Here is a 21,142-nt window from a genome sequence, read left to right as displayed (position 1 = left end):
AATTATTCCCGTACTATTCAATTCTCTCCGGATCAAGAGGTTCGTATCCATTCTCACGCAGACCTGTCACTATCTGCTCAAGGGCTTCACTGGTAAATGAGCGGTCATGCATAAGCAGGTTTGCTCCGTTTCTCAGAAGTTCTGTTTCAACCATGATTTCGGCAAGAGGCTCTGCCTCCATATAGTCGGCATCAAAATCATACCCGTAAGTCCAGTTCATCCACTGCATTCCCTTTTCCTCGATCAGTTCCTTGGAATAGTCAGTATTCACTCCAAACGGCGCCCGGTAAAACCTTGGCCTTTCACCGGTGATCTCCTCTATGAGATCATTCAGTTCGACAATCTCGGCGTACTGCTCCTCTTCACTCAGATTACTCATGTTTGGATGGTTCATTGTATGATTACCGATCTCAAACCCCAGATTATGTATAGCCTGCAGCTGCTCCCTGCCTTCCTCGGAATTAAGGAAATGACCATTCACAAAGAAAATAGCCCCTGCCTCAAGCTCTGCAAGAGTTTCTGCCATCTCCACGCCGTGTTCGTCCGGCACATCATCGATTGTAAGCAGAACAACCTGTTCGTCGTTTTCCTCATCGAGAGGGCGGACAGTATGATCTGACGCAAGATAATGAGTTACCTCAGGTTCGTCTGTCTCATCTTCTGCGTTTTCATCATCTTCGTCCCCGGTTCCAGCAGCGGACCCCTGCTCTTCCCCTTCAGGATCCTCAGCGTCAACTTCTTGATCTTCTTCCCCGTTTTCGCTGTCTTCTGTTTCGTCCGTATCTACAGATTCTTCGTTTTCCAGCCGGTCCGCTGCTGGGTCTTCACCATCATTAGCTGTACATGCTGTAACAAGCAGCGTCGAAATTGCGATTCCCCCGATAACTTTTTTCAATTGTACCGTCTCCTCTGTTTTCTAATTCCTACTTAATTTTAACAGATTTACCACACCGATTGAACTGTACAGGGATATGATTTGACAAAATCCGAGATAATACGGGTAGATCTCCAAACATATGGGACAATCTGCTTATTTGGTCGTTTGATAAGGGTAGAGTCGGGTATGTATATACGTGTAACGGGGAAGAGGTCCGTCTTATGGATTTACCTGAATAGACAAGTATGCTATTTTAAGGATTGCTGATTTATTATCGATGCAATTATCACATTAACACAACAGAAAGGTGGACTTACAATTGAAAAAGCTGACACCAGTTTTCTGGATCTCTCTTGTCATAGCTGTTGCCTTTATTATCTGGGGTGCACTTCTTACAGATAATATGAATGCTGTTACAGGCGAAATTCAGGCTTTTATAACCGGACAGTTCGGCTGGTTTTACCTGCTGGCAGCAACGATTTTTGTGGCATTTGCCATCTACCTGATTTTCGCTCCGGTTGGCCGGATCAAGCTCGGGGATCAGGACGAAGAACCTGAATACAATTACTTAACCTGGTTTGCATTTTTATTTACAGCCGGTATGGGAATCGGTCTCGTGTTCTGGGGAGCCGCGGAACCTCTGTACCACCTGTTTGACCCGAACCCTGCCGAAAGTGCTGCTGATGATGCCGCAGCAGCCGGGCTGGCTCTCAGGTATTCGTTTTTTCACTGGGGAATTCACCCATGGGCCATTTATTCCGTCGTAGCCCTTTCACTTGCCTACTTCAAGTTCCGCAAAAAATCACCTGCAGTCATGAGTGCGGCATTTGAACCACTGCTCGGAGACCGTGTAAACGGAGGAATCGGTACAGCAATTAACACAATCGTCGTTTTTGCCACGGTTTTCGGTGTAGCCACATCCCTCGGCTTCGGTACCGCGCAGATCGGTGGGGGGCTTTCTGAACTAGGCTTATTTGATAACACGACGTTTCTACAGCTGATGATTGTTCTCGTAGTGACTGTTCTGTACATGATTTCTTCTCAGACCGGTCTGAATATGGGAATTAAATATCTGAGCAGAGCCAACATCATCCTTGCCGGTCTACTGATGCTTTTCCTTCTGTTTGCAGGGCCGACAAATTACATTATGAATGCGTTCACCCAGACTCTGGGGGGCTATTTCCAGAACTTTGTCGGTATGAGTTTCAGAATTGATACATTTAACCCGGAAAGCACATGGGTTGAAGACTGGACAATTTTCTACTGGGCATGGTGGATTTCATGGGCTCCATTTGTAGGAACATTTATCGCCCGTGTTTCCAGAGGAAGGACCATCAGGGAGTTTGTTCTGGGCGTAATCGCAGTACCGACAATCTTTGGTGCCCTCTGGTTCTCTGTCTTTGGTGGAACGGCGATCAACCTTCAGCTCGAACAGGGTATTGACATCTACAGCACAATTGCTGATTCCGGCGAAGAATCCGCTTTGTTCGCCGTACTTGCCCAATTTAATTTCGGTACAATTATGAGCGTTATTGCTATTCTGCTGATCGCTTCATTCTTTATCACGTCGGCAGACTCGGCTACCTTTGTTCTGGGGATGCAGACAACCAACGGCAGTCTGAACCCTCCAAACTCCGTGAAGTTTGTATGGGGAATTGTCCAGTCCTCCACAGCTGCGATTCTTTTAATGGCGGGCGGACTCGGGGCGCTGCAGACAGCTGCCATTATATCAGCCTTCCCGTTTGCAATCATCATGATCTTTATGAGCATCAGTCTCATGAAAGCACTGAGAGCAGAAAGTCTGCCACCGAAGAGAGACAGAAGATAAAACTAATATTTGTGAAGACTGACCGGAGGCAGAGACTGCCTCCGGTTTTTTATTCTCAAGCTGACGGGCTGGTACTGCTGTTACACTGTTTGAACATTTGTGGCATTGCTTTCAATTAAGTAACAGTTCTATTACGTTGGATTTTTTTGCTTCCCGGCATGTTAGGATACGGGTATCCAAGAAAAGAACAGCTGAGAAATCAAGGAGAGGATAAAACATGCTCCGAACAAAAATGCTGATATTCAGCGGTGTACTGGCAGTTATCTGGTTATGCTCAGGCTGTGATTCAGCCCGTACCAGCGCCGATCACTCTCTTTTGGGAAAAGAGAATGAAACCGTAACCGTTCTCTTTTCCGATAAAATGCAGGCCAGGGAAGAAGCCGATTACTATGACGCCATTCTTGACCTGCACCGCACCTATTCAGACGAAATCAACCCGGTAAAAATCATAGAGGCAGATGAATCCGATTTGATTGCGTCATATGAAATCGAGCGATTCCCAACACTTGTCATTATTGAAGACAATAAAGTTACTAAAAAAATTGAAGGTGATCTGAGCAGCGATCAGATCCTCAGTGAATTAAAATCAGGCCTTCGTCTCAACAGAGCAGTTGATGAGCCTGAAGAAAACATCACGTATTTAAATCGAAGTGAATTAGAATGACGCCGCAAAAAACCAGCTAGATAGGAGGCTGGGACAAAACTCAGCTAAAGAGAAAGGCCCTCACCGACGGTGAGGGCCTTTTTCTGCAGGCAGTATTATAACGGTTGATTGTTCAAAAATACACTCGCTTGCCGCGGGCAAGGCTTCAGCTAACCGGGGAAGATCGCCCCGGTGGATCTTCAGCTCTTGCTTTTCCCGCAGGCGTCTCGTGATTTTTAAACAATCAACGAATCTGCAGGTTTTATATCAGCAAAAAAAACGGCCCGATTATCAAATCGGGACCGTTTTACTAATCAGAGGCTTTTTTGTCTCAGCCTCGTCATTTTCATCCTGTTTAAGGGATGTCTGTGTTTATTTTACAATGTGGATCGGCATGCCGAGAGCCACTTCTGCAGTTTCCATTGTGATCTCTCCCAGTGAAGGGTGAGCATGGATTGTAAGGGCAAGGTCTTCGGCAGTCATGCCGGCCTCAATTGCCACACATGCTTCTGAAATCATATCTGACGCATGCTCTCCGGCAATCTGAACGCCTAGAACAAGACCGTCTTCTTTACGGGTAATCATTTTCACAAAGCCTTCGGTTGCATTAAGGGAAAGAGCACGGCCGTTTGCTGCAAACGGGAACTTGGCTACTTCAACATCGTAGCCCTGCTCTTTTGCTTCTTTTTCCTTAAGGCCAACGGATGCAAGCTCAGGACCGGAGAATACGACTTCAGGAATAGCTGTATAGTCGATTTCAGCAGGTTCCCCTGCAATGGCTTCTGCTGCCACTTTCGCTTCGTAGGAAGCTTTGTGTGCAAGCTGAGGACCTTTAACAATATCACCGATCGCATAAATGTTTTTCACAGATGTGCGGCACTGGTTGTCGATTTCGATAAGTCCTTTTTCAGTAAGGCTGACACCGGCCTGTTCAAGACCAAGTTCATCAGTGTTTGGTACCCGGCCTACTGTAACAAGAAGATAGTCGCCTTCGAACTCTTCTTCCTTGCCTTTAATTTCGGCTTTCACTTTCACACCGCTGTCTGTTTCTTCAACACCCTGAGCCATCGCCTCGGTTTTAATGGTTACACCGTTCTTCTTAAGGCGCTTGGAAACAAGCTGGCTCATCTGCTTTTCGAAACCTGGAAGTATGGCTTTGCCGCCTTCAAGGATCGTTACTTCAGCACCGAGGTTCGCATAGGCAGAACCAAGTTCGACCCCAATGTAGCCGCCGCCGATAACAACAAGCTTTTCAGGTACTTCCTTGAGGTTAAGAGCACCCGTGGAAGATACGATACGATCACTGTATTTGAAGTTGGGAAGCTCGATTGGACGTGAGCCTGTTGCAACGATACAGTTGTTGAACTTGTAGGTCTGTGAGCTCTTTTCGTCCATGATGCGTACTGTTGAATCATCCACAAAGTACGCTTCACCTTTTACGATATCCACGCTGTTTCCTTTAAGAAGGCCTTCTACCCCGCCTGTCAGCTTTTCAACAACGCCCTGCTTCCATTCCTGAACTTTTGAAAAGTCCAGGCTTACTTTATCGACGCTGATTCCCATATCATCAGAATTGCCGGCATCATGAAAACGATGACCTGCCTGGATAAGTGCTTTGGACGGGATACAGCCTACATTCAGACATACGCCGCCGAGGTTATCTTTTTCTACAACCGTTACCTTCTGTCCGAGCTGTGCAGCACGGATTGCTGCAACGTAGCCTCCCGGACCGGAGCCGATGACGAGCGTATCTACTTCAACCGGAAAATCTCCTACTACCATGAATTAGCCCTCCATTACTAGTAATTGTGGATCGTTCAGTAAACGCTTGATGTGATTCAATGCGTGCTGAGCAGTCGCACCATCAATGATACGATGATCAAAGCTTAATGACAAGGCAAGAACTGGAGCAACAACCACTTCCCCGTCACGTACAACCGGCTTCTCAGCAATGCGGCCAAGACCGAGAATCGCTACTTCAGGGTGGTTAATGACCGGTGTGAACCACTGTCCGCCTGCAGATCCGATATTCGTAATTGTGCAGGAAGCACCTTTCATTTCATCCGACCCAAGAGAACCTTCGCGGGCTTTGCCTGCAAGTTCATTGATCTGATCGGAGATTTTGAAAATGGACTTACGATCCGTGTCTTTTACGACTGGTACGAGAAGCCCTTTATCAGTGTCTGCAGCAATACCAATGTTGTAGTAGTGCTTATGCACGATCTCGTCTGTTGAATCGTCCACAGATGTGTTCAGCGCAGGGTACTCACGCAGAGCAGATGTAAGAGCTTTTACCACGTACGGAAGGTACGTAAGTTTAACCCCTTTGTCTGCTGCAACAGGCTTGAATTTCTTACGGTGAGCAACGAGTGCAGAAACATCAATCTCATCCATAAGGGTCACGTGTGGTGCTGTGTGCTTGGAGTTAACCATTGCTTTGGAGATCGCTTTACGGATTCCGGACATCTTCTCACGTGTTTCAAGCTCTTCATTTGCAGGCTGGTAAGCGGCAACGCTCTGTTTCTCCTGCTTCGTATCTTCTGATTTCTGCTCTTCCTGTGCAGGAGCCTCGTCAGCCTGTCCTCCTGAAAGGAAGCTGTCAATGTCATCTTTCAGGATGCGGCCGTTTTTACCGGATCCTTTCACTTTGCGGATATTAACATCTTTTTCACGAGCGTACTTGCGCACGGAAGGCATGGCGATAATACGGCGGTCTTCGTCCATGTCTTCTTCCTGTGCAGCAGGCTCGGAATCTTTTTCAGTCTCCGCCTGTTCATTTGAAGCTGCTTCTTCTTTTTTCTCGTCTTTTTTCTCTTCTTCGGCTTCCTCTTCACCGCCGCCGTGAGCATCTTCCGGCTGTTCGGCGTCTGTGTCGAATGTAATGATTACTGTTCCGACCGTTGTTACTTCGCCTTCTTTTACGTGAAGTTTCTGGATGGTTCCATCTACCGGAGACGGAATTTCAACAACGGCTTTATCGTTCTGGACCTCAGCCAGGACATCATCTTCCTTGACTTCGTCCCCTTCTTTCACTTCCCACTTTACGACTTCACCTTCGTGAATTCCTTCACCGATATCCGGCATTTTAAATTCGTAAGCCACTCTAAACGCCTCCGTTTCTTATAGCTGAATCGCTGAAAGGGAAGGCCGCGTGCAGTTTCCTGCCCGGCCATCCCGAATATGGTCTGTTATGAATTAAAAGTTGATAACCTGTTTTGATTTTTCAACAATATCCTTGTAGCTTGGAAGCCACACATCTTCCGCTGCACTGAACGGGAATACGGTGTCAGGTGAGGTGACACGCAGTACTGGTGCTTCGAGACTGAGGATTGCGCGGTCATTAATTTCAGCAACAACGTGTGCAGCAATTCCGGCCTGTTTCTGAGCTTCCTGTACCACGATAGCACGGTTTGTTTTTTCAACAGACTCGATAATGGTTTCAATATCAAGCGGGCTGATCGTACGGAGGTCGATGACTTCGGCATCGATACCGTCTTTTTCAAGCTCTTCCGCAGCCTTAAGAGAAGAGTGAACCATCGCACCGTAAGTGATGATAGTGATGTCTTTACCTTCACGTTTTACGTCCGCTTTTCCAAGTTCCACTGTATATTCTTCCTCAGGAACTTCATCACGGAAAGAACGGTAAAGTTTCATGTGCTCAAGGTAGACAACCGGATCGTTGTCACGGATCGCAGAGATGAGAAGACCTTTTGCATCGTAAGGATTAGAAGGAATGACAACTTTCAACCCAGGTGTCTGTGCCATGAGACCTTCAAGACTGTCTGCGTGTAGTTCAGGTGTTTTTACACCACCGCCGAAAGGAGCACGGATTGTTACCGGTGAATGGTAAACACCGCCTGAACGGTAGCGCATCCGCGCCATCTGAGCTGCAATTGCGTCAAATGTCTCGAAAACGAAACCGAAGAACTGGATTTCCATAACCGGACGGAAGCCTGTCACACTGAGACCGGCTGCAAGTCCGCCGATTCCGGACTCCGCTAGTGGCGTGTCAAACACACGATCTTCGCCGAATTCCTTCTGAAGACCTTCAGTCGCACGGAAAACCCCGCCGTTTTGACCTACGTCTTCTCCGAACACGAGCACATCTTCATTATTTTTCAGTTCTGTGCGCATCGCATCCGTAATTGCCTGAATCATTGTCATTTGCGCCATAGCTTACTTCGACTCCTTTTCTTTGTATTCTTCCATTTGCTCCTTAAGGTTGTATGGAAGCTCTTCTCCCATAATGCTGATGAGGTCCGTTACTTTCTGTTTAGGAGCGCCGTCTGCATCTTTGATTGCTTTTTTAATATCTTCTTTTGCCTGTTCCACAATCTTCTCTTCCTCTTCTTCCGTCCAGAGATCTTTGCTTTCAAGGAACTTGCGGAAACGGACAAGCGGATCTTTCTTCTCCCATTTATCGTCCTCATCGCTCGTACGGTAACGGGTAGGATCGTCGCCTGCCATTGTATGCGGACCGTAACGGTAGGTAAGTGTTTCAATCAGTGTTGGACCGTTTCCGTCAAGACCGCGCTGGCGAGCTTCTTTTGTCAGGGCGTAGACAGCGAGGATATCCATGCCGTCCACCTGAACACCGTGAATACCGGCTGCGACTGCCTTCTGGGCAATCGTTTCGGCAGCACTCTGCTTTTCAACAGGGACAGAGATCGCATAACGGTTGTTCTGCACAACAAATACAGCAGGCACATTAAAGGCCCCTGCGAAGTTGATCCCTTCGTAAAAGTCTCCCTGGGAAGCTCCGCCGTCACCTGTATATGTGATCGCAACAGAATCCTTCTGTTTACGCTTAAGACCCATCGCCACACCTGCAGTCTGGGTAATCTGGGCACCGATGATGATCTGAGGCATCATAACGTTTACGCCTTCAGGCATCTGGCCTCCCTGATAATGACCGCGGGACCAGAGAAATGCCTGGTGAAGCGGTACTCCATGATAGACAATCTGAGGGATGTCACGGTAACCCGGAAGGATCCAGTCCTGTTTTTCAAGGGCAAACTGGGAACCGATCATAGAGGCTTCCTGACCTGCTACAGGCGCATAAAATCCAAGACGGCCCTGACGGTTTAGGGAAATCGCACGCTGATCCCAGATGCGCGTATAAACCATGCGCGTCATGAGCTCCTTAAGTTCTTCATCTGAAAGGTCCGGCATCGCATCTTCGTTTACGATTTCACCGTCTTCATTAAGTATCTGGAAAGTTTCAAACTGGCTTTCAATGTTTTGCAATTCTTTCGTTTTTTCCATGAATCCTTTCACCTCTTCCTTTCTTTTCACGTTAAGGCTGCCTAAAACAACACTGCTGCAGATCCGCACGCAAATCCAGGGCATATTCAGGAAGCCTTGAGGCCTCTGTATACCTTCTGGTCCCGCGTATTATCTGCACTCTGTGAAATAAGCGCTGTTCATCATTGTTTAGAATACCCATCTTCCAAAAAAACAATGAGAAATCCGGCTGTTCCGACAAAAACCTATAAAGGTTGTATACCCAATACGTTTCTCCCCTAATCAAATGGGAGGGTATGTGTCATGAGAACCACCCGACTGTATCAGTCATAATCGTTTTTGAGTAATACAACTTTCTTTTCGTTGATAAGTTTACATGAACGTTTTTCCTTTCGTCAATCCTTTTGCACAGGTTTTATCGTTAAATTGAAATCCAGAAAGCAAACGGACTTTTAAAACTGTTATATCAACAAAACAATACTGTTATATATTCCGGTCTTCATTTACCTATGACAATTATCACAAAAAAAAGACACCCTTGGCGAGTGTCTTAAACCGGTTCTTCCACATTAAGTTCGGCTTCCTGATAAAACGTGCGTTTAGCTTCATTGTACTCCTGTGTACGTTCATTAAACTCCGAATTGAGCTGATTCACTCTTTCATAGGCTTCGTTGACACGGTCATGCTGGCCCTGGAGTTCCTCAAGAAGTTCGTCAGGACTGTTAACCACTTCCTGTGAAATCAGGTTGTAAAGCTCTATATCAAGCTCAATTGTATTCAGATATTCTTCATAAAGTTCCTGATAAACCTCATAGCGGGCATCCATTGCCGCAGTCATATCCTCAGCTGCATTCCGGGCCTCTTCTTCCAAGTCCTCAGTGTAGCCTGTAATTTCCTGAAACTCGCTGTAAGCATCATCAATACTCTGCTTTTCTGTCTCAATTATGGAACGGCGTTCTTCAGCAGACTCGATTGCCTCTTCAGCCAGCGGTTCGATCTCCTCCACCTCTGAAAGCTCAAGCATTTCCTCGTAAAGTTCATGCTCCCTGACTTCGGCCTCAGTCAATGGTGACTGCTGCTCCTGGAAAACCTGCTCTTTTTCCACGGCATTCTCGAGATGCTCATGAATATCCATTGCGGCACTGTTACCGAAGCATCCGCTCAGTACTGCTGCAAGACCAATTGACCCGAGCATCATAAAACCTTTCTTCACTTAAGATATCCCCCTTTTATGTATCGTCCAAAATGACATCCACTAACAAATTATCCTATTTTCATGCAATTTACAAGGTATTTCTGGAATTGTACCGATCTTCCTCTCCCCTTTATTCTGCACTTAATCCGGAATCCGCCAGCCTGAAAGTTAAAGAAGGATCTGCTGCAGATCTGGGTATTCATCCATTCACTATCGGGATGAGCGCATAGCATGTAGTAAATCGCTGAGTAACAGCGGTGAACAAAAAGGAGGAAATGCAATGTACGGACATGGATACGGATGCTGGGACCCTTGCGGATACGGACATGGATACGGTGGGCAGGTGGCAGGAGCAGGATACCCTGGACACCATGGAGCAGGTAAAGGATTTGCCCTGATCGTCGTTCTGTTTATCCTGCTTATCATTGTCGGCGCGTCCAAATTCGGATGCTAATGCCAGCACGGGAGCGTCCTGCTCCCGTTTTTTTATTTCTCGGTTCATTTTGACCTGTTCCCAAAGTTTATAATAGTATAGTATTAACATTGGCCCGGATTAATCATGCAGACGCGGCCTGGAACTGAGTTTTTACATATCTGCAGGGCACCGCCCCTGCAGCACGGTAAAAGGAGTGCAGACAGATGATAACTATGGACAGTATTATCCGTGAAGGTCACCCGACGCTGCGAAAAACCGCAGAAAAAGTCGCTATGCCTCCAACGGAAGAAGAGAAAGAAGTTCTCCGCAGTATGTTGGAGTACCTTATTAACAGCCAGGACCCTGAAACAGCTGAAAAATTTGGCCTGAGACCCGGCGTCGGACTTGCTGCACCACAGATCAATGTAAGTAAGCGGATGATCGCCGTACGCACAACAGACCACAAAGAGGAACTGCTTGAACTTGGGCTTTTCAACCCGAAAATCGTCAGTCATTCCGAAGAGACCACATACCTGGAATCCGGAGAGGGGTGCCTGAGCGTGGACCGCATGGTTGAAGGGGAAGTTCCGAGATATGCACGGATAAAAGTAAAAGCCACGACACTCGAAGGAAAGGAAATTACACTGCGGCTGAAAGGTTTTGCTGCAATCGTCTTCCAGCATGAGATCGACCATTTAAACGGTATTATGTTTTACGACCGAATTGATAAAAGCGACCCTTATAAAGAGCCGCTCCCACCTAAAGAAGTTATTAAAATCAGCAAGTTTCATGGACCTGCCTCGTGATCCGGAGGCAGGTTTTTTCTTTTTACTGTTTTCGGATAGATTGTTTTTTATTGCGCTGCAGGCGGATGCTTTCCGCGGGCATCGCTTCAGCCTCCTGGGGGAGTGCTTCTGCTTCTTCCTCTGCAAGGTAAGCTTCGAAGCTGTATGCGTCGAAGCAGCTCGAAGCAATCACAGGCTGTAAACGCTCGCACCTGATGCTTTTCCCGCTGGAGTCACCGCCTTTCGCTCCATTAATAATGTGACTAATAGCAACAATCTATACGAACACCGCTTTTCTTTTAAGTCCTTGGACAATGGACGCTTTACTTCACGTCCTGATCCGCCGGCAGCCTATTTACTGATTAAACCGAGCTTTACAAGGCCATTGAACAGGCCGTCCTCATCGACGTGATCCGTTTCCATATCAGCAGCCTGTTTTGTTTCGGCAGCTGCATTACCCATTGCAACTCCGGTTCCCACAAAACGGAGCATCTCAACATCATTCAGGCCGTCCCCGAACGCAAATGTGTTCTCCGGGCGGATGGCCAGTTTTTCAAGCATGGCTTCAATTCCCTTTGCTTTGGAACCACCCGGAGGCAGTACGTCGATTGCCTTTTCATGCCAGCGCACATAATCAAACCCAAGGTGGTTATCGTAGTAGTATTTTTCGTGATGGTCTTCACAGAAAAGCAGTGCCTGATATATATGACGGTTTTTGTGAAACTCAGGGTCATGCGGTGGGTGAGGCATTTCGAGACTGCCCATTGACTGCCTTATAAATTCGTGGGATCTGTGATTTGCCCGCCCGGTTTCATGATCCAGGAATACCATTGGATGCTCGTTACTCCATGCATCATTTTCAAGTTTGTGCAGGTGTTTTTCCGCCAGCGGGGAATCAAAGATAACTTCACCTTTATAAACAACGTAGGACCCGTTAAAGCTTACGAACGAGTCAATCTCAAGATCTTTCAGTATATCTTTAAACATAAAAGGGGCTCTGCCTGTTGCAATAGCAACATTTACGCTGTTTTCACGCAGTCGCCTGACAGCTTCCCTGGTAGGGTCGGGAATCCGGTTCCGGTGATTTAGAATTGTTCCATCTATATCCAGAAATACAACTTTATCTTCTCCCGTAGTCACTGTAATCGCCTCTTCCTGCTTAATAGTCACATAAATCGTAACATGCAGGCTGCATACCGTCTATTACACTCTCCTGAAAAGAGAGTTATACAGACGCCGGCACCATCACTGATATTCCCATGTTCTGCACAGGAGAGATATAACACCATAAAAAAAGACCGGAAAGCGTACAGCCGCCTTCCGGCCAATAGTCAGGCACCGGTATTCTGTTTCTGAAGCTCTTCCAGTTCCCTGCGCGTCTTTTCAGTCCCGTGTTTATAGATCAGCTCATACAGGTAGCGCGTATCGTATTTCACACTTTCTTTCTCCCTGTCCGATGCAGGTTCATCGAATGGGTGGGAAAAAATCTGCTGTGGTTCAACATCTTTGTCCCTGAATCTTTCGATCAGCTGTTTAAATTCCTCCACCTCTGCCTCGTCCACTTCCACGGCAAACTGAATCAGCTGGGGATCCGTTTTTTCTGTATACAGTTCCACCCGGCTTCCCTGGTTTATGGATACATAGAATGTCTGTTTCATCATAATCCCTCCCGTTTATGCTTGGTTACCCTTTACCCTTTCCAGGCCTATCATATTCGTGAAATTTCTCTGAACGGTTCAACGTGGGTCTGGCAACGATTTCCTCGTAACGTAAACCAGTTTCACTCCCATACTAAAAATAAAATAGGAGCGCCACTCTTGAATAAGTTGAAAGGAGGGTTTAAAATGTTGAAAAGGTGGAGAGAACGGTTATTAAAACGATGTCGCGATTTATTTCCAAAAAAGATATACGCGTAGCCATCGTAATGATCCTTCTTTCTCGATCCGAGAAAGAAGGTTTATCATTTATGGCTTCGCACCAAGCCGGCACCTGATCAGTGCCGCTGAGCACCGGACTTCACGGGACAGAAGGAACCGGTGACCGCAGCTGTAAAAAGGCATACATACGTATAATCCATTATCTTAACACTTACATCATGAAAAATTATAAAGGAGAGGATCCTATGATATTTAAGGTGTTTTACCAGGAGACTACGAATGAAGTACCTGTCCGCGAAAATACGCACGCGATTTACGTGGAAGGCACTTCTGTTGAGGATGTCCGGAAAAAGCTTTCGGACCGCAAATACAACATCGAATTTGTTACCCCGCTGAGTGATGATGTATTGGCTTATGAAAAAGAAAATGAAGATTTTAAAGTGGAGCAGCTGTAAACGATGAAAGCAAAAAATCATCAGGCTGCCGTATTCGCTCTCGGGGGTCTGGGCGAAATCGGAAAAAACACATATGCAGTACAGTTCCAGGATGAAATTATCCTGATTGATGCAGGTATTAAGTTTCCGGAAGACGAGCTTCTCGGAATCGATTATGTTATCCCGGATTATACGTATCTTGTTAAGAACGAAGATAAAATTAAAGGCCTGTTCATTACACACGGCCATGAAGACCATATCGGCGGCGTTCCCTACCTTCTTCGCCAGATTAATGTCCCAATCTACGCCGGCAAACTGGCAATTGGTCTTCTGCGGAATAAGCTGGAGGAGCACGGCCTTCTCCGTACAACCAAGTTCCATGAAATCCAGGAAGACGATGTAGTTAAGTTTCAGAAAACGTCGGTGTCTTTCTACCGTACTACCCACAGTATCCCGGATTCCTTTGGAGTAGTCGTGAAAACACCTGCTGGTAACATTGTGCACACTGGTGACTTTAAATTTGACTTTACACCTGTGGGCGAACCTGCAAACCTTAACAAAATGGCCAAGATCGGCGAAGAAGGTGTACTCTGTCTTCTCTCCGACAGTACAAACAGTGAAGTGCCCGGCTTTACAATGAGTGAACGCAAAGTTGGTGAATCCATTGATTCAATCTTCCGCAGTGTGGAAGGTCGTATTATCTTCGCTACCTTTGCCTCAAATATTTACCGGCTTCAGCAGGCAGTGGAAGCTGCTGTTAAATACCGCCGGAAAATTGCTGTTTTCGGAAGAAGTATGGAATCAGCCATTAATATCGGCCTTGATCTCGGTTATATCCGTGCACCGAAAAACACGTTTATCGATGCATCACAGCTGAACAAAATTCCAAATGACCAGGTTGCCATTCTCTGTACGGGAAGCCAGGGAGAGCCAATGGCTGCCCTGTCAAGAATCGCCTTTGGTACACACCGTCAGATCCAGGTCATTCCGGGAGACACAGTCGTATTCTCTTCTTCTCCTATTCCGGGGAATACACTGAGTGTCAGCAAAACGATCAACCAGCTATACCGTGCCGGTGCAAATGTTATTCATGGATCTCTTAACGACATTCATACTTCCGGTCACGGCGGTCAGGAAGAACAGAAACTTATGCTTCGTCTTATGAAGCCTAAATTCTTCATGCCGATTCACGGGGAATACCGTATGCAGAAAATGCATGCGCACCTTGCTGAGAGCTGCGGAGTACCTGAGGAAAACTGCTTCCTTATGGATAACGGGGACGTTCTTGCCCTGGATAAGGAAGATGCACGTCTTGCAGGCAAGGTTCCTTCCGGGTCTGTCTATGTAGATGGCAGCGGGATCGGCGATATTGGAAACATCGTTCTTCGCGATCGCCGCATTCTATCCGAAGAAGGCCTTGTTGTCGTCGTGGTAAGCCTTAACATGAAGGAATTTAAAGTCACAGCCGGACCTGATCTGATTTCACGGGGATTTGTTTATATGCGTGAGTCGAGCGACCTTATTAATGAGGCACAGAAGATGCTTGCTGCACACCTTCAGGGTATGATGGACCGCAAAACAACTCAGTGGTCGGAAATCAAAAACGAGATCAGCGATGTTCTCGGTCCGTTTCTGTACGAGAAAACCAAGCGTAAACCAATGATCCTTCCAATTATTATGGAAGTCTGATGTATAATGCCGGTACAAAAACCGGCTGATAAAAAGGGCCCTCACCATAGGTGAGAGCTCTTTTTTGTATTCGGTATTCTAATGTTTGATGGTTCAAAAATACACCCGCTTGCCGCGGGCAAGGCTTCACCCAGCCGGAGAAAACCGCCTTTTTCAATTGCATACACTGGCTTTAATCATCATCATCAAACAGGGACTGCTCGAGACGGTTTATATCGCTGTCCGCTCCAATAACAATCAGAATGTCTCCTCTGTTGAGTATTTCATCAGCCTGGGGTGACACATTGATATGATCTCCCCGTTTAATTGCCATAATGTTACAACCGTACCTGGCACGAATATCGAGATCGATTATCGTTTTTCCATGTACAAGACCTCCAGCCATCAGTTCAACAATACTGTATTCATCCGAAAGCTCAAGATAATCAAGTACGTTTTTTGAGACCACGTTGTGCGCTATACGAATCCCCATATCCCTTTCCGGATGAACGACCTTATGTGCGCCTATTTTATTCAGTACTTTTTCATGGTAATCATTCTGGGCTTTGACTGTAATATGGTTCACTCCCTGCTCCACAAGCATGAGTGTTGTAAGAATACTTGACTGGATGTTGTCCCCGATCGCGACAATTACGTGGTCGAAGTTGCGGATACCCAGGCTTTTCAGTGTATTATCATCTGTTGCATCCGCAACAACGGCGTGCGTGGCGATACTGGCAAATTTATTAATGCGGTCCTCATCTGTATCAATCGCCAGAACTTCCATCCCCTGTTTGGAAAGAGCCTGGCAGATACTGCCACCAAAACGGCCGAGACCGATTACTGCAAACTGCTTCTTCATATTGTCCCCCATCTTCACTGTTTTCCTTAATCATAGCAATCCGCCGGGATGAAAACAATCATCATATCATACTTGGAACGGCGTTTATCACTGGCCGGTCCAGTTTTGGTATAGATATTCACCGCCACCCGTTAATAATGTAAATCCAGGTTTTACTTCCTACAATGCCGTCGGGTGTTAACCTTCTCGATCGCTGATACCCTTTAACGGAAGCCGCGGTTTGTGGACCGAATATACCGTCCTGCTTTACATGAGTGGTCTGCTGTACAATCAGGACATCGTACCCCCTCTGCATGGGTATTTGTTCCCTGAGCGTGCGCCTGGCGGCTCTCAGTGCTTCATTGGTGGTACTTACGTAGACACCATCCGGTATAATTCCGGCAGAGGACTGAAACTTCTTCAGTGCGGTTTCGGTGAGCGGTCCAAATATCCCGTCTATCTGCCCGGGGTTGATTCCCGCCGCCATAAGCTTTTTCTGAAGCCGGATTACGCCTGCTCCACGATCTCCTTTTCCGATGCGGAAAAAAAGCGACTCCCCGAGCTGCTGACGGAGCACAGCCACATCGAAACCCGGACAAATGGTAGCGGCTCCAGGCTGCTCACGGTGACCAAGAATCCTGTTATCGGATATGGAAAAATCGGAGCTCAGTTTTCTGCACAACTCTTTCAGGGCTGTCCATTGGGAGTAACCCGGCTTTCCTGAAGTAAAATCCCCTGTGAGACAGATCCCGATACTGAAACGATTAGCCTGACCTGCGTGGTAGCTGACCGTGTCCGCACTGTTTGTCTTCACGATCGTGCCGTCGTGACTTATGACGTAGTGATAGCCTATTCCCGGCCATCCCAGCCTGTTAACATGGTAGGAAGCAAAAGATTGGGCGCTCCCGCCTTCCGTTCCACTGTGATGAATGGTCAGGGACGTTATATTCCTTAATGAGCGTCTGCTGTACTTTTTTGTACTGTGTTTTTCAAGTGCAGCGGAAATATCTCTTATATACATTTCAATCACCTCACTCTCTAAGTAAGCGTGAGGGCTGATTAAAGAGGAAAAGAGACTGAACAAAAAGCAATTCACCTGCTTTTCGTTCAGTCTCTTTTAATTTGGTCATCTGTTTTACTGCTTTATTCCGAGAACGCGATTTACCCTTTTGGTAAGCATCTTCATACCGCCGCCGCCTGCCTGAAAATGACGGAGGTTCCCTTCTTCATCAAATACATAGTAGGCAGGTACGTACTGATTTTCAAACGCGTCAGTCAGTTTGTGCTCACTGTCAACGAATGTCGGCTGGGTAATATCGTGCTCGGCTGCGGTCTTTTTGATCTCCTCAAGATCAAGATCCTTTTCCGACCGGGGCATATGGACACTCATAACATTCAGTTTGTCCCCGTATTCATCCCTGAACTGGTTAATGTCAGGCATGGCTTCCTTACAGAGATGACAGCTGATGGACCAGAAATGAATAAGTGTTGGTTTATCTCCCACGAGGTCCTCCCGTGTTAACTGTCCATTAAGCCATTCTGTGGCACCATCCAGTTCCGGCATTGGTGAACGAAGTTTCATACTAATCCCTCCATACAGAGTTTGTTTTAAGCGCTTTCTTTATGTAGCGAAAGAAAAGGCCTGACATCGCTGCAGGCCTTTTCCATTTAACTTATTTTATCCATGCCGGTGGTTAATTACACTTTTAGTGTATCCTGACCAGGCTTCCAGTTTGCCGGGCAAAGGCCGCCTGTCTGAAGTGCCTGAAGTACGCGAAGTGTTTCATCAACGTCACGGCCAATGTTGTTGTGGTTTACAACAGAGTACATGAGCTCTCCTTCAGGACTGATGATGAACAGTCCGCGAAGCGCTACACCCTCATCTTCAATCAGTACGCCATACTCGCGGGAAACCTGATGGTTGGTATCCGCAGCAAGAGGGTATTTAAGGTCGCCGAGACCGTTGTCGTCGCGGTCTGTGTTAATCCACGCAAGGTGCGTGTGGACAGTGTCCGTTGACACCCCGATTACTTCTGCATCAAGGTCTTCGAACTCATCATAACGGTCGCTGAGCGCTGTGATTTCTGTCGGACATACAAATGTGAAGTCCATTGGGTAGAAGTAAAGAACAGTCCACTTGTCTTCTTTCATGTTCTGCTCGAGGCTTACTTTACCGAATTCCTTATTTGGAAGTACAGCATCCATTTCAAAGCGTGGAGACTGTTTTGCAACCATACGTTTTTCTGACATATGTAATCCCTCCTGAGTTGTGTTTGATGTTTAATAACAATGATTATTATAAGAAAAGTATTATAATCAGTCAACATCCGACTCGATTTTGTACTTTTCCTGATAATCATCACATTCCGTCAGTATTTCCAATACGGCAGTTTTTAACCGGATCCGGACACCAACGTTTCCCATTATATCGAACGTTTCTGTTCATTTAAAGTAAAATGCCTTTCTGTTTTCTTTTAAAGCCCGTATGGGTATGATAGAATGTGTGACATTATTCGTCAAAAGTGTATACATACCACCCTGGAAAAAGGAGTGACGCAGGTGAATGATTTTATTGCCAACATAAACTGGGAAGCCATCCTCGTGGCAGCAGGAATAATTGCTCTTCAGCTGATCGCCATCTTTATTGCCTATTTTATTGTAAAAGCCATCGGAGGCAGGATCATAAGCTCAGGCTTTGAGCGCATGAGCAGACAGAAAAATATGTCTCCCGGGAGAACAAAAACACTTGAAAAGCTGACTCAGAATGTCTTTGCCTATGTACTTTTATTTATTTTTGTAACGATTGTAATCGGCCTTTTTGATTATAATGTGACTGGTCTGATTGCCGGTGCCGGTATTGTGGGCCTTGCCATCGGATTTGGAGCCCAGGGTCTCGTGAGCGACGTTGTTACAGGGTTTTTCCTGCTTCTTGAAAAACAGCTGGAAGTGGATGAATACGTTACAGTTGCCGGGATTGACGGTGTAGTAGAGGAAGTGGGCCTTCGTACAACAAGAATCCGCGGTTTTGACGGGACGGTTCACTACATACCGAACCGGGAGATCGGAACACTGAGCAACCATTCCCGCTCCAACATGCGGGCCCTTGTGGACATTGGTATTTCCTATGACGATAATATTGATGAAGCGATGAAAGTGATTCAGATCGCCTGTGACCGTGTAGCAGCAGAGGAAAATGAACTAATCGTCGACGGTCCCAACGTAGTTGGCGTACAGGCACTGGATGACAGCGATGTAGTGATTCGTGTGATCGCCCAGACAGTCAATATGGAGCAGTGGGGAATTGAGCGTAAGCTGCGTAAGGAAATCAAGGAAGCCCTTGATGCCAATGGAATTGAAATTCCGTTCCCACACCAGGTTTACATCGAGAAAAAAGAAGCGTAAGACACAAAAGCTGACTCTAAGTTCGAAGAGTCAGCTTTTTTAAGCATTTAAAAAAGCCGGGAGAACCCGGCTTCCACTAAACGATTACTGCTGCTGGGTGCGCTGTTCCACCTGCTGGCATACTTCATCGGCTGACATACCGTGAGCATTAATTACAGAACCCTGCTGCTGGGTATCCTGCATGCCCATTACATTCTGATCCTGTCCGCTGATGACACAGCAGTCACAGCCGTCCTCGTCACCCTGCTGCTGAAGCTGAACGATTTCGTGCCCTTTTTCCTGCAGTGCCTGCTGAATCGCAGACAGCGATTGTTCCACACCAACTCTGGCCATTGTAAATTCCTCCTTGGCTGTAATAAAATCAGGAATCATCTTCCAGAGTTTACTATCTCCAAAGAGCGGGGATTTATGCAGATGTTCAAAAAACACCTGATTAGATGTTTTTTGATACTGTATTTTGCCTCCTGACTGTTACACATGCTTTAAAGCATTCTCAATGCTCTCCTATTTTCACTCCTCCGGATTACACATGCTTTTTAGGCGGTCTTAATGCTCTGCTTTTTTACCCCTTCTGATTACACATGCTTTAAAGCTTTCTTAATGCTCCCCTATTTTCACTACTCCTGTTTACACATACTTTATAGCATCCCTAATGCTCTCCTATTTTCGCTCCTCCGGATTACACATGCTTTAAAGCTTTCTTAATGCTCTGTATTTTCTCTCCTGCCCAATACAGGTCCATTTCAATAACCTCACCTCATCAATTTCTCCCCTTAAATATAAAAAAGTCTCACCCGTCAGGATGAGACTGAAGATAAGTATTCGCTGATAAAATCCACTGCCACCGGAATGGCTCCTTCATCCGGGTTCAACCCCGGGGTGTGAAGGCCGCTTTCGCTCGCCACACCAAGCCAGAACATCAGTCCGGGCACTTCTTCAAGGAAGTAGCCGAAATCCTCGCCTGTCATGGCTTTCTCGCATTCTACCAGGTTCACACCGTTCCGGCCGGCGGCGAATTGCATAAACCTCTCTGCAATGGCCGGATTATTGTATACCTGGCAGTAATTTGCCCCATAATCAATGTTGGCCGTACAGTTATAACCTGTTTCAATTCCGGCTGTCAAAGCTTCAATACGGTCCTTAACCGTTCTCATGGACTCGATGGATAATGTACGAATCGTCCCTTCAAGCCTCGCATGCTCAGCGATGATGTTCTGCTTTGTGCCGCCGGTAATTTTTCCGACTGTCACAACAGCCGAGTCAAGAGGGGCAACGTTACGGGCCACGATTGTCTGGAACTGGGTGACAAGCTGGCTGCAGGCAACAACCATATCATTAGCCAGGTGCGGGAGTGCCGCGTGGCCTCCCCTGCCTTTAAGATCAATGAAAAGCTCACTCGTATTGGCAAAGAGAAGTCCGGGCTTTGTGGCCACTGTGCCGACCGGATATTCCGGCGCGATGTGCAGAGCCAGCATTTCATCGGGTTTCCACTGTTTAAATTCATCGGATTCAAGCATTGGCTGCGCTCCGCCGGGTCCTTCTTCTGCAGGCTGGAAAATAAACAGAATGTTATCTTTCGGCCTGCTTGCGGAAACACGGGCCAGAACACCGAGGGCAATCGTCATGTGAAAATCATGGCCGCACGCATGCATATACCCCTCATGCTCGGATGCAAACGGATAACCTGTTTCCTCCGTAATCGGAAGCCCGTCGATATCAGCACGGTAACCGAACGTTTTTTCGGGAGAATGGCCTTTTACCATAACAAAAAGACCGGTACGCCACTCCTTCATTTCAAGGTGGCTGCCGGCAAAAGAAGCAATCGTTTTTTTCAGATAGGACTGTGTTTTAAATTCCTCAAATCCGCCTTCCGGGATCCGGTGAAGATCCCGGCGGATTGAGATCAGACGAGCCTGATCGAGTGTCATGTCAT

General features: G+C 46.8%; 21 protein-coding genes. 7 read left to right on the top strand and 14 right to left on the bottom strand.

All coding sequences use genetic code 11. The features are described 5' to 3' along the window. Positions 1-13 precede the first annotated feature (13 nt). Positions 14-895: a polysaccharide deacetylase family protein gene (locus FGB90_RS01620; protein WP_138808825.1), complete on the bottom strand. Its 882-nt coding sequence runs from the start codon at positions 893-895 to the stop codon at positions 14-16. 301 nt (positions 896-1,196) lie between these two features. Here FGB90_RS01620 and FGB90_RS01615 point away from each other — a divergent pair, with 301 nt between their 5' ends. After that, positions 1,197-2,705, top strand: coding sequence for a glycine betaine uptake BCCT transporter (locus tag FGB90_RS01615; protein ID WP_138808824.1), 1,509 nt, complete (start codon positions 1,197-1,199; stop codon positions 2,703-2,705). A 217-nt stretch (positions 2,706-2,922) separates the two neighbouring features. After that, a complete protein-coding gene (locus FGB90_RS01610) occupies positions 2,923-3,369 on the top strand; it encodes a thioredoxin domain-containing protein (RefSeq protein WP_138808823.1) in 447 nt (148 codons plus the stop codon). A 351-nt stretch (positions 3,370-3,720) separates the two neighbouring features. Here FGB90_RS01610 and lpdA read toward each other — a convergent pair whose 3' ends face one another. From lpdA to FGB90_RS01585, 5 genes are all read right to left on the bottom strand, one after another. Next, on the bottom strand, positions 3,721-5,130 hold the full coding sequence (gene lpdA / locus FGB90_RS01605; RefSeq protein WP_138808822.1) for a dihydrolipoyl dehydrogenase: 1,410 nt from the start codon (positions 5,128-5,130) through the stop codon (positions 3,721-3,723). 3 nt (positions 5,131-5,133) lie between these two features. Next, positions 5,134-6,450 (bottom strand): dihydrolipoamide acetyltransferase family protein, encoded by a 1,317-nt coding sequence (locus FGB90_RS01600; RefSeq protein ID WP_138808821.1) that lies wholly within the window; start codon positions 6,448-6,450, stop codon positions 5,134-5,136. A 93-nt stretch (positions 6,451-6,543) separates the two neighbouring features. Continuing rightward, positions 6,544-7,521: an alpha-ketoacid dehydrogenase subunit beta gene (locus FGB90_RS01595; protein WP_138808820.1), complete on the bottom strand. Its 978-nt coding sequence runs from the start codon at positions 7,519-7,521 to the stop codon at positions 6,544-6,546. A 3-nt stretch (positions 7,522-7,524) separates the two neighbouring features. Beyond that, positions 7,525-8,613, bottom strand: coding sequence for a pyruvate dehydrogenase (acetyl-transferring) E1 component subunit alpha (pdhA, locus tag FGB90_RS01590; protein ID WP_138808819.1), 1,089 nt, complete (start codon positions 8,611-8,613; stop codon positions 7,525-7,527). Positions 8,614-9,142: 529 nt separating this feature from the next. Further along, positions 9,143-9,805, bottom strand: coding sequence for a YkyA family protein (locus FGB90_RS01585; RefSeq protein ID WP_138808818.1), 663 nt, complete (start codon positions 9,803-9,805; stop codon positions 9,143-9,145). Between the two features lie 262 nt (positions 9,806-10,067). On the opposite strand from FGB90_RS01585, the gene FGB90_RS01580 reads away from it, so the two are divergent. Together FGB90_RS01580 and def are read left to right on the top strand one after the other, a co-directional pair. Further along, positions 10,068-10,241 carry a YjcZ family sporulation protein gene (locus FGB90_RS01580; RefSeq protein WP_138808817.1) on the top strand — a complete coding sequence of 58 codons (174 nt, stop codon included), beginning with the start codon at positions 10,068-10,070 and terminating at the stop codon, positions 10,239-10,241. A gap of 185 nt (positions 10,242-10,426) precedes the next feature. Next, complete coding sequence (gene def / locus FGB90_RS01575; protein ID WP_138808816.1) at positions 10,427-11,008, top strand: peptide deformylase; 582 nt, start codon at positions 10,427-10,429, stop codon at positions 11,006-11,008. A 330-nt stretch (positions 11,009-11,338) separates the two neighbouring features. On the opposite strand, the gene FGB90_RS01570 is transcribed toward def, so the two are convergent. Together FGB90_RS01570 and FGB90_RS01565 are read right to left on the bottom strand one after the other, a co-directional pair. Next, entirely contained in the window at positions 11,339-12,127 is a 789-nt protein-coding gene (locus FGB90_RS01570) for a Cof-type HAD-IIB family hydrolase (protein ID WP_138808815.1), read from the bottom strand. A gap of 191 nt (positions 12,128-12,318) precedes the next feature. Beyond that, positions 12,319-12,648 (bottom strand): hypothetical protein, encoded by a 330-nt coding sequence (locus FGB90_RS01565; RefSeq protein ID WP_138808814.1) that lies wholly within the window; start codon positions 12,646-12,648, stop codon positions 12,319-12,321. Between the two features lie 461 nt (positions 12,649-13,109). On the opposite strand from FGB90_RS01565, the gene FGB90_RS01560 reads away from it, so the two are divergent. Then, complete coding sequence (locus tag FGB90_RS01560) at positions 13,110-13,319, top strand: DNA-dependent RNA polymerase subunit epsilon (RefSeq protein ID WP_138808813.1); 210 nt, start codon at positions 13,110-13,112, stop codon at positions 13,317-13,319. Between the two features lie 3 nt (positions 13,320-13,322). Further along, positions 13,323-14,987 (top strand): ribonuclease J1, encoded by a 1,665-nt coding sequence (rnjA, locus tag FGB90_RS01555; protein WP_138808812.1) that lies wholly within the window; start codon positions 13,323-13,325, stop codon positions 14,985-14,987. A 172-nt stretch (positions 14,988-15,159) separates the two neighbouring features. On the opposite strand, the gene FGB90_RS01550 is transcribed toward rnjA, so the two are convergent. The 4 genes from FGB90_RS01550 to FGB90_RS01535 all read right to left on the bottom strand — a co-directional run bounded on the left by FGB90_RS01550 (position 15,160) and on the right by FGB90_RS01535 (position 18,057). Continuing rightward, a complete protein-coding gene (locus FGB90_RS01550) occupies positions 15,160-15,828 on the bottom strand; it encodes a potassium channel family protein (RefSeq protein ID WP_138808811.1) in 669 nt (222 codons plus the stop codon). A 118-nt stretch (positions 15,829-15,946) separates the two neighbouring features. Then, positions 15,947-16,828, bottom strand: coding sequence for a peptidoglycan recognition protein family protein (locus FGB90_RS01545; RefSeq protein WP_138808810.1), 882 nt, complete (start codon positions 16,826-16,828; stop codon positions 15,947-15,949). A 114-nt stretch (positions 16,829-16,942) separates the two neighbouring features. Continuing rightward, a complete protein-coding gene (locus tag FGB90_RS01540; protein WP_138808809.1) occupies positions 16,943-17,389 on the bottom strand; it encodes a TlpA disulfide reductase family protein in 447 nt (148 codons plus the stop codon). Between the two features lie 116 nt (positions 17,390-17,505). Further along, positions 17,506-18,057: a peroxiredoxin gene (locus FGB90_RS01535; protein ID WP_138808808.1), complete on the bottom strand. Its 552-nt coding sequence runs from the start codon at positions 18,055-18,057 to the stop codon at positions 17,506-17,508. A gap of 309 nt (positions 18,058-18,366) precedes the next feature. On the opposite strand from FGB90_RS01535, the gene FGB90_RS01530 reads away from it, so the two are divergent. Then, on the top strand, positions 18,367-19,209 hold the full coding sequence (locus FGB90_RS01530) for a mechanosensitive ion channel family protein (protein ID WP_246056015.1): 843 nt from the start codon (positions 18,367-18,369) through the stop codon (positions 19,207-19,209). A gap of 84 nt (positions 19,210-19,293) precedes the next feature. Here FGB90_RS01530 and FGB90_RS01525 read toward each other — a convergent pair whose 3' ends face one another. Together FGB90_RS01525 and FGB90_RS01520 are read right to left on the bottom strand one after the other, a co-directional pair. Beyond that, on the bottom strand, positions 19,294-19,542 hold the full coding sequence (locus tag FGB90_RS01525) for a YkuS family protein (RefSeq protein WP_138808806.1): 249 nt from the start codon (positions 19,540-19,542) through the stop codon (positions 19,294-19,296). Positions 19,543-20,006: 464 nt separating this feature from the next. After that, on the bottom strand, positions 20,007-21,137 hold the full coding sequence (locus tag FGB90_RS01520; protein WP_138808805.1) for an N-acetyldiaminopimelate deacetylase: 1,131 nt from the start codon (positions 21,135-21,137) through the stop codon (positions 20,007-20,009). Between the last annotated feature and the right edge of the window lie 5 nt (positions 21,138-21,142).

Origin of the sequence: Alteribacter natronophilus, from assembly GCF_006007885.1 — a bacterium.
GTDB classification, from domain to species: Bacteria; Bacillota; Bacilli; order Bacillales; family Salisediminibacteriaceae; genus Alteribacter; species Alteribacter natronophilus.
This window is presented reverse-complemented; position numbering and strand designations above follow the sequence as displayed.